The sequence below is a fragment of the Sulfitobacter geojensis genome, from assembly GCF_000622325.1.
Taxonomy (GTDB): Bacteria; Pseudomonadota; Alphaproteobacteria; order Rhodobacterales; family Rhodobacteraceae; genus Sulfitobacter; species Sulfitobacter geojensis.
The window spans coordinates 3,567,606-3,582,270 of sequence record NZ_JASE01000005.1 but is presented as its reverse complement, the minus strand read 5'-3'; the positions used below and the strand labels follow the sequence as shown (position 1 = coordinate 3,582,270).

General features: G+C 60.6%; 11 protein-coding genes. 6 read left to right on the top strand and 5 right to left on the bottom strand.

Going from position 1 to position 14,665, the window contains the following annotated elements:
* Positions 1-5: 5 nt before the first annotated feature.
* Positions 6-2,852 (top strand): aminomethyl-transferring glycine dehydrogenase, encoded by a 2,847-nt coding sequence (gene gcvP / locus Z947_RS0119560; RefSeq protein ID WP_025045971.1) that lies wholly within the window; start codon positions 6-8, stop codon positions 2,850-2,852.
* Positions 2,853-2,895: 43 nt separating this feature from the next.
* Here gcvP and Z947_RS0119555 read toward each other — a convergent pair whose 3' ends face one another.
* Genes Z947_RS0119555 through Z947_RS0119545 form a run of 3 tightly spaced genes read right to left on the bottom strand, consistent with a single transcriptional unit; the run spans position 2,896 to position 6,974 of the window.
* Positions 2,896-3,765: an inositol monophosphatase family protein gene (locus tag Z947_RS0119555; RefSeq protein ID WP_025045970.1), complete on the bottom strand. Its 870-nt coding sequence runs from the start codon at positions 3,763-3,765 to the stop codon at positions 2,896-2,898.
* Between the two features lie 27 nt (positions 3,766-3,792).
* A complete protein-coding gene (locus tag Z947_RS0119550; RefSeq protein WP_025045969.1) occupies positions 3,793-6,309 on the bottom strand; it encodes an ABC transporter permease in 2,517 nt (838 codons plus the stop codon).
* Entirely contained in the window at positions 6,306-6,974 is a 669-nt protein-coding gene (locus Z947_RS0119545; RefSeq protein WP_025045968.1) for an ABC transporter ATP-binding protein, read from the bottom strand. Before Z947_RS0119545 ends, Z947_RS0119550 begins: the two co-directional genes overlap by 4 nt.
* A gap of 48 nt (positions 6,975-7,022) precedes the next feature.
* Between Z947_RS0119545 and Z947_RS0119540 the strand changes: the two genes are divergently transcribed.
* The 3 genes from Z947_RS0119540 to preA all read left to right on the top strand — a co-directional run bounded on the left by Z947_RS0119540 (position 7,023) and on the right by preA (position 10,434).
* Entirely contained in the window at positions 7,023-7,679 is a 657-nt protein-coding gene (locus Z947_RS0119540) for an arylesterase (RefSeq protein ID WP_025045967.1), read from the top strand.
* Positions 7,680-7,798: 119 nt separating this feature from the next.
* On the top strand, positions 7,799-9,121 hold the full coding sequence (locus Z947_RS0119535) for an NAD(P)-dependent oxidoreductase (RefSeq protein ID WP_025045966.1): 1,323 nt from the start codon (positions 7,799-7,801) through the stop codon (positions 9,119-9,121).
* A gap of 11 nt (positions 9,122-9,132) precedes the next feature.
* Entirely contained in the window at positions 9,133-10,434 is a 1,302-nt protein-coding gene (gene preA / locus Z947_RS0119530; RefSeq protein WP_025045965.1) for an NAD-dependent dihydropyrimidine dehydrogenase subunit PreA, read from the top strand.
* A 14-nt stretch (positions 10,435-10,448) separates the two neighbouring features.
* Here the strand turns inward: preA and Z947_RS0119525 are convergent, their stop codons facing one another.
* The gene (locus tag Z947_RS0119525) at positions 10,449-10,856 is read right to left on the bottom strand and encodes a hypothetical protein (RefSeq protein ID WP_025045964.1); all 408 of its coding nucleotides are present in this window, start codon (positions 10,854-10,856) and stop codon (positions 10,449-10,451) included.
* A gap of 125 nt (positions 10,857-10,981) precedes the next feature.
* On the bottom strand, positions 10,982-11,611 hold the full coding sequence (locus Z947_RS0119520) for a TetR family transcriptional regulator C-terminal domain-containing protein (protein WP_025045963.1): 630 nt from the start codon (positions 11,609-11,611) through the stop codon (positions 10,982-10,984).
* 156 nt (positions 11,612-11,767) lie between these two features.
* On the opposite strand from Z947_RS0119520, the gene Z947_RS0119515 reads away from it, so the two are divergent.
* Together Z947_RS0119515 and hydA are read left to right on the top strand one after the other, a co-directional pair.
* Positions 11,768-13,018 carry a Zn-dependent hydrolase gene (locus Z947_RS0119515; RefSeq protein WP_025045962.1) on the top strand — a complete coding sequence of 417 codons (1,251 nt, stop codon included), beginning with the start codon at positions 11,768-11,770 and terminating at the stop codon, positions 13,016-13,018.
* Between the two features lie 169 nt (positions 13,019-13,187).
* Positions 13,188-14,648: a dihydropyrimidinase gene (gene hydA, locus Z947_RS0119510; protein WP_025045961.1), complete on the top strand. Its 1,461-nt coding sequence runs from the start codon at positions 13,188-13,190 to the stop codon at positions 14,646-14,648.
* The last annotated feature ends 17 nt before the right edge of the window (positions 14,649-14,665 follow it).

The following is a 14,665-nucleotide window of genomic DNA, read 5'->3' as shown; positions in this document are numbered from 1 at the left end:
ACACGATGACTTTCAAGCCGACTGAATACTTGCCGTATGATTTCGCGAACCGGCGCCATATCGGGCCGTCACCGGCAGAAATGTCGGACATGTTAAAGGTGGTCGGCGCGGGGTCGCTTGCCGATTTGATCGACGACACGGTGCCTGCGGCCATCCGCATGAAGGGTGCGCTGGATTTCGGCAAGGCGATGTCGGAGCGCGAAGTGTTGGAGCATCTGCGTGTCACTGCGTCGAAGAACAAGGTGCTGACGTCGTTGATCGGGCAGGGGTATCACGGGACGGTGACGCCACCGGCGATCCAGCGCAATATCCTTGAGAATCCGGCGTGGTACACGGCCTATACCCCGTATCAGCCGGAGATCGCGCAGGGCCGGTTGGAAGCCTTGTTGAATTTCCAGACGATGATTTCGGATTTGACCGGTCTGGAGGTCGCCAATGCGTCCTTGCTGGACGAGGCGACTGCCTGTGCCGAGGCGATGACCATGGCGCAACGGGTGTCAAAATCGAAATCGGTGCAGTTTTTTGTAGATCAGGATTGTCACCCGCAAAACATCGCGGTGATGAAGACACGCGCAGCCCCCTTGGGGATCGAGGTGATTGTCGGTGACCCGATGGACATGGATGCGTCGGCGGTATTCGGGGCGATTTTCCAGTATCCGGGGACATATGGGCACCTGCGCGATTTTTCCGATCCGATTGCAGCCTTGCATGAGCATAAGGGCATCGGCATCATTTCGGCGGACCCGCTGGCGCTGACCTTGCTGAAAGAGCCGGGTGAAATGGGCGCGGATATTGCGGTTGGATCGACCCAGCGCTTCGGTGTGCCCGAGGGATATGGCGGGCCGCATGCGGCGTATATGTCGTGCAAGGATGCCTATAAACGCGCAATGCCGGGACGGATTGTCGGCGTGTCGATTGATGCGCATGGCAACCGCGCCTACCGGTTGAGCCTGCAAACCCGCGAGCAGCACATTCGCCGTGAAAAGGCGACATCGAATGTCTGCACGGCGCAGGCGTTGTTGGCAGTGATGGCGTCGATGTATGCGGTGTTCCACGGGCCGGAGGGCCTGAAAGCGATTGCCCAGCGTATCCATCGCAAAACGGCGCGTTTGGCCGAAGGGTTGAAGATGGCGGGGTTCGAAATTCGCCCCGCGACCTATTTCGACACGATCACGGTCGAGGTGGGGCCGCTGCAAAAGGCGGTGATGAAATCGGCGGTGGATGAGGGGATTAATCTGCGCGCTGTGGGAGACACCAAGGTCGGGATCACGCTGGACGAGCGCACGAAGCCCGCGACCATCGAAGCGGTCTGGCGCGCCTTCGGGATCACCAAGGAAGACAAGGATTACACGCCGCATTATCACATGCCCGAAAAGCTGGTGCGGCAGACGACGTATCTGACGCATCCGATTTTCCATATGAACCGCGCCGAGACAGAAATGATGCGCTATATGCGTCGTTTGGCGGATCGTGATCTGGCGCTGGATCGGGCGATGATCCCGCTGGGGTCGTGCACGATGAAGCTGAATTCGGCAGCCGAGATGATGCCGGTCAGCTGGCGCGAGTTTTCACAGATGCACCCGTTTGTGCCGGTTGATCAGGCGGCGGGCTACAAAGAAATGATCGACGATCTGTCGGCCAAGCTGTGTGATATTACCGGATATGACGCGATTTCGATGCAACCCAATTCGGGGGCGCAGGGGGAATATGCGGGGCTGTTGTCGATTGCGGGATACCACCGCGCGAACGGCGATGATCACCGCAACATCTGTCTGATCCCGATGTCGGCGCATGGCACCAACCCTGCAAGTGCGCAGATGGTGGGCTGGAAAGTTGTCGTGGTGAAGTCTGCCGACAACGGGGACATTGATCTGGATGATTTCCGCGCCAAGGCGGCGGCGGCGGGCGAAAACCTTGCCGGTTGTATGATCACCTATCCCTCGACCCACGGTGTGTTCGAGGAGACCGTGACCGAAGTGACCAAGATCACCCATGATCACGGCGGGCAGGTTTATATCGACGGGGCCAACATGAACGCGATGGTCGGGCTAAGCCGTCCCGGTGATCTGGGGGGCGACGTCAGCCACCTGAACCTGCACAAAACGTTCTGCATTCCGCATGGCGGCGGCGGGCCCGGCATGGGGCCGATTGGCGTTAAGGCGCATCTGATCCCGCATCTGCCCGGTGATCCCAACGGCGGCGGGGCGGCGGTGTCGGCGGCACCTTTCGGATCGCCATCGCTTTTGCCGATCTCATGGTCCTATTGTTTGATGATGGGCGGCGAGGGGCTGACGCAGGCGACACGGGTGGCGATTTTGAACGCCAACTATATCGCCAAACGGTTGGAAGGCGCGTTTGACGTGCTGTATCGCGGGCCAACGGGGCGGGTTGCGCATGAATGCATTCTGGATGTGCGCCCGTTCGAGGAAAGCGCGGGCGTGACGGTGGATGACATCGCCAAACGTCTGATTGATTGCGGTTTCCACGCGCCGACCATGTCCTGGCCGGTGGCGGGCACGTTGATGGTGGAGCCGACGGAATCAGAAACCAAGGCCGAGTTGGACCGCTTTTGCGATGCGATGCTGGCGATCCGCGCGGAGATTGACGCAATCGAACGGGGCGAGATGGATGCGGTGAACAACCCGTTGAAAAACGCGCCTCATACGGTTGAGGATTTGGTGCTGGAATGGGGCGAACGGCCCTATTCACGCGAGCAGGGCTGTTTCCCTCCCGGCGCGTTCCGCGTGGACAAATACTGGCCACCCGTGAACCGTGTGGACAACGTGCATGGGGATCGTAACCTGATCTGCACCTGTCCGCCGCTTAGCGATTATGCGGAAGCGGCCGAGTAGGCTGGCGTTCGAGAGGTTGGTTGGGGGCGGGGTGAACCCCGCCCTACGGCTGGTCTAGCAGGAAGGTGAAAACCTTTTTCAGGCGGTTCCATGTTGTGCGGTCGGGGGCGACCATCAGATGACCGCTGCGCCGATCTGCTGAATAGGGGCCACCGTCAAGCATTTCCACATGTGCGCCTGCGCGTTCGCAGATCAGGGCACCGGCGGCGTGATCCCACGGGTGCAGCGAAGCGGTCAGCAGGAAATCGGTGTGGCCCTGCGCAATCATCCGGTATTCATGCGCAGAACAGCCCAAGGGATGGCTGCGGGTGAAACCGGTGAGGGCAACGGCCATTTTCGCTTGGTGTTCTTTGGCGAACATATGCAGGGGCACATAGCCGATCAGCGCCTCCAGCGGTTTGCCCATGCTTGCCTTGAGGGTGCGGGGGCTGTTGGCGGCGGTTTCCATGCGCGCGGGCGTTTCTTCATCGGCGATCACCCAATCATCCGCGACCGGATCATAGATCAGGCCAAAGGCCGGTTTGCCAAATTGTGTGACCGCGATGATGACCCCGAAAACCGCCATGCCGTGGGCGTAATTCCATGTGCCGTCGATTGGGTCGATGATAAAGGCAAGGGGCGCGTCCGCGATTTGATCCAGCAGCGCAGAGTTGTCTGCGACCGCTTCTTCCCCGACGACCAGCGCGGTGGGGAAGGCGATTTGCAACGCACGGGTGATCATCATTTCCGCGGCAGTATCGGCGGCGGTGACCAGATCATTGGCGTGGGATTTGGTGCGGATGTCACTGGCGGACAGGCTGCGGAAACGCGGCATGATTTCGGCCTTGGCGGCGCGCCGGACGATGTTCACGATATGCTGTTGTTGTGCGGGACTGACGGCTTTGGGCAGTGTCGCGGGGAGGGTGGTAGACATATCGGCTTCCTTCGTTGGTCGCATTGGTTATTCGCGGGCCCGCAGCACTTGGGCGGGGCGGGCGTTCAGAGATTTAAGCGCAAAGCCCAGCCCTGCCAAGACACAGGCAAGCACACCGCCAGCGATGATCGCCAGTGCGGAGGGCCAGATCAGGGTGAAATCGGTTTCCATCACATAGGTGCTGACGGCCCAGCCGCCCAAAGCGCCGGCAAAGAGCGCAACCGTGCCTGCGAAAAGTCCCAAGAGGGCAGCGCGCAGGATAAAGCTGGTCGCGATCCGTGCGCGTGAGGCGCCGAGCGTCTTCAGCACAGCCGCCTCATAGGTGCGGGCATCGGCACCGGCGGCGGCGGCCCCGATGAGGACGATGAAACCGGTCAGCAGGGTGGCCAGCGCGCCGTAGGATGTGGCGGCAGCGAGCCCAGCCAGAACGGAAGCGACACGGTCAATTGCGTCGCGCACACGGATGGCGGTGATGTTGGGATAGGCGCTGGCAAGATCGCGCAGGATGGCGGTTTCGGCCTGCTCTTCGGCGTAGACGGTCGAGATGAAGGTATGGGGCGCACCGGCCAGCGCGGCGGGGTTCATCGTGAGGATAAACCCGATGCCGGCGGTCGAAAAATCGACCTCGCGGAAGGAGGTGATGGTGCCGGTGATGTCACGCCCAAGGATGTTGATGGTTAAAGTGTCGCCAAGGACAAGGCCCATTTCCGCGGCTTCTTCGGCGGCGAAACTGATCAGGGGCGGGCCGGTGTAATCCGCGGGCCACCATTCGCCTGCGGTGATTTTTGTTTCCGGGTCTGGGGTTTCGGCATAGGTGACACCGCGATCGCCGCGCACGACCCAATGATCGCCAGCAACTTCGGTGGCGGGAATGCCGTTGATCTGGGTGACCACGCCGCGCAGCATCGGCACGCTTTGGATGCGCGACACGGCGGGATCGTTTTCCAGCCGCTCGGTATAGCCGGCCATCTGGTCCTTTTGGATGTCGACAAAGAAGTAGGACGGCGCCACATCGGGCAGGTTGCCGGTGATGGCATTGCGCAGGTTGCCGTCGATCTGACCCACGGCGGCGAGGACCGACAGGCCAAGGCCCAGTGACAAGACGACCGCGCCGGCCCCTTCGCCGGTGCCGGAGATTGCGGCCAGAGCCCAGCGCAGGCGGGGATGCCCGCGTGCGATCCGCGCCCCACGGCGGGCAAGGAAGCGGATCAGCAGCGCCGCAAGCGACAGGATCAGCAGGGCGCCGGCGATGCCGCCAAGGGTCCAGAGCGTGAGGAACCAAGACCCGTTGAACCAACCGGCCAGCCCGATCAGCAGGGCCGCGATCAGGGCAATCACCACGAGATAGCGCGGCGCGGGCAGGCGTGGGGTGCCGGACCATGCATCGCGAAACAGGGTGGCGGCACGCACGTCTTCGCTGCGCGCCAGCGGCCAGAGGGTGAAGGCCAGCGCGGTTAGTAGCCCGTAAATACCGGCCTCGATCAGGGGGCGGGGGTAGAGGGCAAAGGTGGTGGGCAGGGGCAGCCGCGCCTCGATCAGTGGGGAGAGCAGCAAGGGGACAACGGCGCCAAGCGTCAGGCCGATGGCGACGCCCAGCAGGGACAGGATGCCGATCTGGATGAAGTAGGTTTGAAAAATCGTGGCGCGGTCCGCCCCGAGCGCACGCAGGGTGGCGATGGTGCCGGTTTTGCCGTTCAGATAGGCACGCACCGCGGCGGAAACGCCAACCCCGCCGACGGCGAGACCGGACAGGCCGACGAGCACCAGAAAGGCGCTGAGGCGGCGGACGAATTGCGCCACACCGGGGGCACCGTTGCGGGCATCAGTCCAGCGCATGCCGCTGTTGGTGAACTGTTCTTTTGCTTCGGCTTCAAGGGTTTCGAGGTCCGTGTCGGGCGGAAGATCAAGGCGGTATTTGCTGTTGAACAATGTGCCGGAGGCCAGCAGTCCCGCACCGTCAAGCGCATCACGGTACAAAAGGGTGCGCGGGCCAAGGGCAAAACCGCTGGCGGCTGAATCCGGTTCGCGGGTCAGGAGCGCAGAGAAACGATAGGTCTTGGTGCCAAGCTGGAAAGTGTCGCCGGGGGAAAGGCCAAGCCGGTCGGACAGGGCGCGTTCCATCACGGCGCCGGCGATACCGTCGGTGGTGGCAAGCGCCTGCGTCAGCGGCATGTCGGGGGACAGGGCAACGGAGCCGACCAGCGGGTAGGCGTCATCAATCGCCTTGATCTGGGTCAGGGCGCGTTCATCGCCGACCACGGCCATCGAACGGAATTCCGCGATTTCAGAGACACGGGTGGCGCGGGCCTGCATCCAGTCGCGTTCGTCGGGGGTGGCGAAACGGAAGGTAAAGTCGAGTTCAGCCGCGCCGCCAAGTATCGCGGCCCCTTCGCGTTCAAGACCGGCTTCTATGGCGGAACGGACAGAGCCGACCGCGGCGATGGCGGCGACCCCGAGGGCGAGACACGCGAGGAACAGGCGAAAGCCGCGCAGCCCGCCGCGCATCTCGCGCCGCGCGAAACGGGCCGCAAGGCGCAGACTCATGCGATTTTCCCGTCGGCCAGATTGATCGCGCGGTCACAGCGCTGTGCAAGGGTCGGGTCATGTGTGACGAGCACCAAGGTGGCACCGTATTGGTCACGCAGATCAAACAGCAGGTCCATGATGGCGGCCCCGTTTGTGCTGTCGAGATTGCCGGTGGGTTCATCCGCCAGCAGGATCGCAGGGCGCGGCGCACAGGCGCGGGCAAGGGCGACACGTTGTTGTTCGCCGCCCGACATTTGTGCGGGGTAGTGATCAATGCGGTGCCCCAGGCCCACGGTTTTCAGCGCCTCGGCCGCGCGGTCAAAGGCATCGGTGACGCCTGCCAGTTCCAAAGGTGTGGCGACGTTTTCAAGGGCGGTCATGGTCGGGATCAGATGGAAAGACTGGAACACGATCCCCATGCGCCCCTGACGAAACCGTGCCAGCCCGTCCTCTGACAGGGTGGTGAGGTTCTGGCCCAAGGCGGTGACGGTGCCGCCGGTCGCTTGTTCCAACCCGCCCATCACCATCAACAGCGAGGATTTGCCCGAGCCTGAGGGGCCGGTCAGTGCAAGGGTTTCACCCGCTTGCACATCCAGTGAAATGCCGCGCAGAATGTCGACAGGTCCGGCATTGCCTTTCAGCGAAAGAACCACATCTGAAAGGTGAAAGACTGGATCGGACATGGGCGGCCTTTGCTTTAGGGTCACTTTGGATATGGAGGTTTACGGCAGATGCGCAAGGCATTGGCAGGGATTGTTTTCATTTTGGCGGGGCTGGGGCAGGCGGGTGCCGCTTTGGCAGACGAAATCGTGATTGCGGCCCTCGGTGACAGCCTGACCCAAGGCTATGGATTGCCGGAAAAACAAGGGTTTGTTCCGCAATTGCAAGCATGGCTGGATGCGCAGGGGGCCGAGGTGCGGCTGATCAACGCGGGCGTGTCGGGGGACACGACGGCGGGCGGGTTGTCGCGGGTGGCATGGACGTTGACGCCGGAGGTGGACGGCATGATCGTTGCCTTGGGGGGGAACGATTTGTTGCGCGGGTTGGGGCCGGAACAGGCGCGCAGTAATATTGACGGGATTCTACAGGCCGCCGAGACGGCAGAGGTGGATGTGTTGTTAATCGGCATGCACGCACCGGGAAATTTCGGTCCTGCGTATAAATCACAGTTCGATGCGATCTATCCCGAACTGGCCGAGGCCTATGGCAGCGAATTTCTGGAAAGCTTCTTTGCCGGTTTGAGCGGCGTCGGTGATATCACCAACCCGCTGAGTTTAAAGGCCTATTTTCAGGCGGATGGGGTGCACCCGAACGCGCAGGGCGTGGCGTTGATCGTAAAGGAGGTCGGGCCAAAGGTTTTAGCGCTGGTTGATGAAATAACAGGCTGATTGCGCGCTGCCGGTTCCCAAAAGGCAAATTTTATCATTTGGAATAATTTTACCAGTTGATAAAAAAATCATTCCGTGTGAGCGTTTTGCTAAATCCAGCAAGCAATAGGATGAGCCAGATGGGATCAGACGTTTTTCAAGAGGGTATTGTTGCGGGGCGTTTGGACCCTGACAGCTATGGCGCGCATTTCTCGGATTTGCATCCGCGATTGGACCCGCATGAGGCCTTGGTGGCAGCGGACCGCTGCTATTTTTGCCATGATGCGCCTTGCATTACGGCCTGTCCCACGGACATCGACATTCCGTTGTTCATCCGCCAGATCGCGACGGGTACGCCGGATGCGGCGGCCAAAACGATCCTGACACAGAACATCATGGGCGGCATGTGTGCACGGGTCTGTCCGACAGAAACCCTGTGCGAGGAAGCCTGTGTGCGCGAAGCGGCGGAGGGCAAACCGGTGCTGATCGGGCAATTGCAGCGTTATGCAACCGATCATTTGCAGGAACAGGGTGTGCATCCCTTCACACGGGCGGCAGCTACGGGCAAGAAAGTTGCCGTTGTGGGCGCGGGGCCAGCGGGGCTGGCCTGTGCGCACCGGCTGGCGATGCTGGGCCATGACGTGGTGGTGATGGACGCGGCGGCAAAGCCCGGCGGGCTGAACGAATACGGTATCGCGACCTACAAGACCACGGGCGGCTTTGCGCAGGACGAAGTGGAGTGGCTGCTGAAGATCGGTGGCATCACCATGCAGTATGGTGTGACACTGGGCGACGGTGTGACGCTGGAGACATTGCAGGCCGGGTACGACGCGGTTTTCCTGGGCATGGGTCTGGGCGGTGTGAACGCGCTGGGCACAGACGGCGAAGACAAGGCCGGCGTGATTGACGCGGTCGATTTCATCGCGGATCTGCGGCAGGCCAGTGATGTGGCCGCGGTGCCCATCGGGCGCGATGTTGTCGTGATTGGCGGCGGCATGACGGCGGTGGATGCCGCGGTGCAGGCCAAGTTGTTGGGCGCGTTGAACGTGACGCTGGTGTACCGGCGCGGGCGCGACCGGATGAACGCCAGTGTGTTCGAGCAGGATCTGGCGGCCAGCAAGGGCGTGCGGATTGTCACGCACGCCGTGCCGGTCGCGGTGCATGGCAATGGCACCGTGCGCGAGATCGAGTTTGAATATGTCGACGATGCGATGAAGGGCACGGGGCAGATGCTGCGCCTGCCTGCGGATCAGGTGTTCAAGGCGATTGGCCAGACCTTGGAAGGCGAAGGGTTGCCTGCGCTGGAAGGGCGCAAGATCAAGGTTTCCGAAACCGGACAGACGTCTGTGAAAGGCATCTGGGCCGGCGGGGATTGCGCCAGCGGCGGGGATGATCTGACCGTGACGGCTGTGGCCGAAGGCCGTGATGCGGCGATTGATATTGATGCGGCATTGCGCGCGTAGGGGAGAAAGACATGGCTGATCTGACAAGCAATTTTATCGGGATCAAATCCCCTAACCCGTTCTGGTTGGCCTCTGCGCCGCCGACGGACAAGGAATACAATGTGCGCCGGGCCTTTGATGCGGGCTGGGGGGGCGTGGTGTGGAAAACACTGGGGTTGGACCCACATGTGGTCAACGTGAACGGGCCGCGTTATGGCGCGATCTACGGGGCGGACCGGCGGTTGCTGGGGCTGAACAACATCGAGTTGATCACCGACCGCCCTTTGCAGACCAACCTGGACGAGATCAAGCTGGTCAAACGGGATTATCCTGATCGGGCGATGATCGTGTCACTGATGGTGCCTTGCGAGGAAGAACCGTGGAAATTTATCCTGCCGCAGGTCGAAGAGACCGGCGCGGACGGGGTCGAGTTGAACTTTGGCTGTCCGCACGGGATGTCAGAGCGCGGCATGGGGGCAGCCGTGGGGCAGGTGCCGGAATACATCGAAATGGTGACGCGCTGGGTGAAGTCGCACACGCGGATGCCGGTGATCGTCAAACTGACACCGAACATCACGGATGTGCGCAAACCGGCAGCGGCAGCACTGGCCGGGGGCGCGGATGCGGTGTCCTTGATCAATACGATCAATTCGATCACATCGGTGGATCTTGATCTGTTTGCACCGGAGCCGACGATTGATGGCAAGGGCGCACATGGCGGTTATTGCGGACCGGCGGTGAAACCGATTGCGTTGAACATGGTCGCGGAAATCGCGCGGGATGCGGAATTGCGCGGGTTGCCGATTAGCGGCATTGGCGGCGTGACCAACTGGCGCGATGCGGCGGAATTCATGGCGCTGGGGGCGGGCAATGTGCAGGTCTGCACGGCCGTGATGACCTATGGTTTCAAGATCGTTGAGGAAATGATCAGCGGCCTGTCCGAATATATGGACGACAAGGGCATGACGTCCGCGGACGAACTGGTCGGACGCGCGGTGCCGAATGTCACCGACTGGAACCAGTTGAACCTGAACTACGTCGCCAAGGCGGTGATCAATCAGGATCTGTGCATTTCCTGCGGCCGGTGTTTTGCCGCCTGCGAAGACACCAGCCACCAAGCGATTGCGATGACCGAGGACCGCACGTTCAGCGTCATCGACGATGAATGCGTGGCCTGTAATCTTTGCGTGAATGTCTGCCCTGTAGAGGATTGCATCACGATGGAGGCGATGACACCGGGAATGGTTGATCCGCGCACCGGAAAGGTCGTCCAGCAGGAGTATGCCAACTGGACCACCCATCCCAACAATCCCTCGGCGACAGCTGCGGAGTAACTTCTGGCCTGATCCTATGCTACGTCCTCGTTCGGTTTCAGGAACGGGGAGGTCGGCAGGGGGTCAGGCATTTCAACTGCCGGTAAATCGGGGCCAAGCGGCAGTTCAATGACCGGGCGTTCATCACCGATGGCGTCGGGGGACGGGCCGCTTTGTGTCTGTGCATTGATCACCGAGCCGCCCGTCGCAGTTGCAGGTGGCGCCCATTTCTCCGAATCCTTTGATTGGAAAATAGCGGCATTTTCGGCTTGGCCACTGGAACCGGCACCCGACCCGCTGAACGATGTCGAACCGTTGGAAGAATCCGCCGCGCCACCGTTTTGCACAGCTGCGATGGGGGCCGCTGCCGGAGGGGCATCCGCCGTCAGGTTCGACGGGGCTGGCGTTACTGGAAACGGATTGCTTAGTAAAATAGAACTCATTGGAAGCTCCGATCTGGTATCTGGAGCCCGCCACCCATGAGAAGTTTCGGCTATAGGTGTGAACGATAGCTTAACGCCAACATCGAAGTGGGAAGTTGATCAACGAGGGGTTAATGGGGCCGGGCTTAGGCCCGCAAAAGGCGGCGGAACATGGTATCCAGATGTGCGGTGGCACTGGCGAAGGGATCATCATCTGCCCCGAGCAACAGGCTGACCTGCGTTTCAAAATCGGCGTAGTGCTGGGTGCTGGCCCAGATGGAAAAAATCAGATGGCGCGGGTCGAGGGGCGGCAGGCTGCCCTGATCGATCCAGTTCTGGATCAGGGCGCATTTTTCGTCGAACAGCGGTTTGAGATTGGTTTCAAGTTCGGGGCGCATACGGGGGGCACCTTGCAGGATTTCACCTGCAAAAAGGCGGCTTTCGCTGGGAAATTCCTGCGCCATCGCCAGTTTGCGGTGCACATAGCCAAGGATTTCTTCGACGGGATCGCCGGTGGGGTCCATTTCGACCAACGGATCAAGCCAGTTTTCCATCAACTGGCTGAGTAGCGTCACATGGATTTCTTCCTTGCCGCTGAAGTAATAGAGGATGTTGGGTTTGCTGAGGCCCGCCTGCGCTGCGATCTGATCCAATGTGGCCCCGCGATACCCGTGACGCGAGAAAACCTCGAGCGCGGCGTCGAGAATAACGCGCCGGTTGCGCTGCTGGATCCGGCTTGGTTTTTTCGCGACGCCCTTTGGCGATTGCTCTGGCACTGGCGTTCTCCCGTAGCTGCCTGAATTCTGGGCATTTGCCTGACAAGGACGCATGTGTCCATAAAGCAGTTCTTGACAGAGGCAAGCCTAACCGCAATCGTGCCTTTACCAAATGGTAAAAATTTACTGTCCCTAACGCCTGCAAAGGAGCCAGCGATGTCCGCACCTGGAGAGAACCTCAAAATTAACCCCGACCGGTTGTGGGACAGTTTGATGGAGATGGCCAAAGTCGGACCTGGCGTCGCAGGTGGCAACAACCGCCAGACCCTGACCGATGAGGATGCCGAGGGCCGTGCCCTGTTCCAGAAATGGTGTGAGGACGCGGGATGCAGCATGGGATTGGACCAGATGGGCAATATGTTTGCCCGTCGTGAAGGCACCGACCCGGATGCCCTGCCGGTGTATGTGGGGTCGCATCTGGATACCCAGCCAACAGGTGGCAAGTATGACGGTGTGCTGGGCGTGCTTGCTGGGCTGGAGATTATCCGCACGCTGAACGATCTGGGGGTGAAGACCAAACATCCGATTGTTGCGACGAATTTCACCAATGAAGAGGGCACAAGATACGCACCGGCGATGCTGTCATCGGGGGTGTTTGCGGGTATTCACACGCAGGACTGGGCGTATGACCGGGTTGATGCCGAGGGCAAGACTTTCGGCGATGAGTTAAAGCGGATCGGCTGGCGCGGAGAGGAAGAAACCGGCGCGCGCAAGATGCATGCGTTCTTTGAGTTGCACATCGAGCAGGGGCCCATTCTGGAGGCCGAGGGCAAAGACATCGGCGTTGTCACTCACGGTCAGGGATTGAGCTGGACGCAGGTGACGGTGACCGGGAAGGACAGTCATACAGGGTCCACACCTATGCCGCTGCGCAAGAACGCGGGGCTGGGCATGGCGCGTATTCTGGAGAAGGTCGAAGAGATTGCGTGGAGCCATGCACCCCATGCGGTGGGTGCTGCGGGGCATATTGATGTCTATCCGAATTCGCGCAACGTGATCCCCGGCAAGGTGGTGTTCACCGTTGATTTCCGATCGCCCGAGTTGGCGGTGATCGAGGACATGGAAACACGTCTGCGCGTCGAGGGTCAGAAAATTGCCGATGATATGGGCATGGAGATTGCGTTCGAGAAGGTCGGCGGTTTTGATCCGGTGGCTTTTGACGAGGGCTGTGTGAGCGCGGTGCGGGATGCGGCGGAAAGGTTGGGGTATTCCCATATGAACCTGATTTCCGGTGCGGGCCACGATGCCTGCTGGATCAACCGCGTGACCCCGACAGCGATGGTCATGTGCCCCTGTGTGGACGGGTTGAGCCACAACGAGGCGGAAGAGATTTCCAAGGATTGGGCGATGGCCGGCACGGATGTGTTGATGCATGCTGTTGTGGAGACGGCGGAGATTGTGGGATGAAGGGACGTTTTCTTTTGAAGAGAACGGGACGGAGTTTTCAGAAGTTCCGACGCGGTTGATTTGATGCTGTGGGCACTGCAGCGCTGGTTTTTGCTTGGAGGTTGACTGGGGCTCTGCCCCAGACCCCGCAGGATATAAGGCCAAAAAGAATGAAGATGGGAGAGATGTTATGAGCAAGGTGATCAAAGGCGGGCAGGTTTGTACGGCGGACCGGACGTGGAAGGCCGATGTTCTCATTGAAGGTGAGAAGATTGTTCAGATTGGTGAGAATCTGGTCGGCGACGAATATATTGACGCAGAGGGTGCTTATGTGATCCCCGGCGGGATTGATCCGCATACCCATCTTGAGATGCCGTTCATGGGGACCACGGCGGCGGAAACATTCGAGACCGGCACATGGGCGGCGGCCTGTGGCGGGACCACGATGGTGGTGGATTTCTGTCTGCCCGGCGAAGACGGCAGCATCAAGAATGCGATCAACGAGTGGCACCGCAAGTCGGCACCGCAGATCTGTTCGGATGTGGGATACCACATGGCGATCACCGGTTGGGACGAGAACGTTTTCAACGAGATGAAGGACGCCGTGGAAATGGGCGTCAATTCCTTCAAGCATTTCATGGCCTACAAGGGTGCCTTGATGATTGAGGACGACGAGATGTTTGCGTCGTTCAAGCGCTGTGCCGAGCTGGGTGCCTTGCCGATGGTGCATGCGGAAAACGGTGATCTGGTTGCGGAGTTGCAGCAGAAGTATTTCGATCAGGGGATCACGGGGCCGGAGGGCCATGCCTATTCCCGCCCGCCTGAGTTGGAAGGTGAAGCGGCGAACCGGGCGATCACGATTGCGGATACGGCGGGGGTGCCCCTGTACATCGTTCACGTGTCTTGTGAGCAGACCCATGAGGCCATTCGCCGTGCGCGCCAAAAGGGCATGCGGGTATATGGCGAGCCGTTGATCCAGTTTCTGACCTTGGACGAGAGCGAGTATTTCAACAAAGATTGGGACCACGCGGCGCGGCGGGTGATGTCGCCGCCGTTTCGCAGCAAGGACCATCAGGATTCGTTGTGGGCCGGCTTGCAGGCGGGATCGTTACAGGTTGTTGCCACGGATCACGCGGCGTTCAGCACCGCGCAGAAACGTGCGGGGCGCGATGATTTTCGCATCATCCCGAACGGGTCCAATGGTTTGGAGGAGCGTTTGAGCGTGCTGTGGACCGAAGGGGTTGAGACCGGACGTTTGACGCCGAACGAGTTTGTCGCGGCGACCTCGACCAATGTCGCCAAGATCCTGAACATCTACCCGCGCAAGGGGGCGATTGTGGAAGGGGCGGATGCGGATATTGTGGTGTGGGACCCGAAGCTGAGCAAGACGATCAGCCCCGCCAACCATCATTCGATTTTGGATTACAACGTGTTTGAAGGGTTCGAGGTGACGGCGAACGCGCGCTATACCTTGAGCCGCGGTGATGTGATCTGGGCATGGGGGCAGAACAGCCAGCCGCAGCCGGGTCGGGGCAAGTTCATTCCACGTCCTGCGTTCCCGAGCGCGAATGTTGCGTTGAGCAAGTGGAAGGCCTTGACCAGCCCGAAGATGATCAAGCGTGATCCGTTGAATATTCCGGCGGGCATCTAGGCCAGCGGATTGGGGGA

What these genes read in the sequence shown, in the direction of transcription:
- Z947_RS0119535 (WP_025045966.1), top strand. Translation starts at nt 7,799, where the DNA reads ATGGGATCAGACGTTTTTCAAGAGGGTATTGTTGCGGGGCGTTTGGAC.
- Z947_RS0119540 (WP_025045967.1), top strand. Translation starts at nt 7,023, where the DNA reads ATGCGCAAGGCATTGGCAGGGATTGTTTTCATTTTGGCGGGGCTGGGG.
- hydA (WP_025045961.1), top strand. Translation starts at nt 13,188, where the DNA reads ATGAGCAAGGTGATCAAAGGCGGGCAGGTTTGTACGGCGGACCGGACG.
- preA (WP_025045965.1), top strand. Translation starts at nt 9,133, where the DNA reads ATGGCTGATCTGACAAGCAATTTTATCGGGATCAAATCCCCTAACCCG.
- Z947_RS0119545 (WP_025045968.1), bottom strand. Translation starts at nt 6,974, where the DNA reads ATGTCCGATCCAGTCTTTCACCTTTCAGATGTGGTTCTTTCGCTGAAA.
- Z947_RS0119550 (WP_025045969.1), bottom strand. Translation starts at nt 6,309, where the DNA reads ATGAGTCTGCGCCTTGCGGCCCGTTTCGCGCGGCGCGAGATGCGCGGC.
- Z947_RS0119555 (WP_025045970.1), bottom strand. Translation starts at nt 3,765, where the DNA reads ATGTCTACCACCCTCCCCGCGACACTGCCCAAAGCCGTCAGTCCCGCA.
- Z947_RS0119515 (WP_025045962.1), top strand. Translation starts at nt 11,768, where the DNA reads ATGTCCGCACCTGGAGAGAACCTCAAAATTAACCCCGACCGGTTGTGG.
- gcvP (WP_025045971.1), top strand. Translation starts at nt 6, where the DNA reads ATGACTTTCAAGCCGACTGAATACTTGCCGTATGATTTCGCGAACCGG.
- Z947_RS0119525 (WP_025045964.1), bottom strand. Translation starts at nt 10,856, where the DNA reads ATGAGTTCTATTTTACTAAGCAATCCGTTTCCAGTAACGCCAGCCCCG.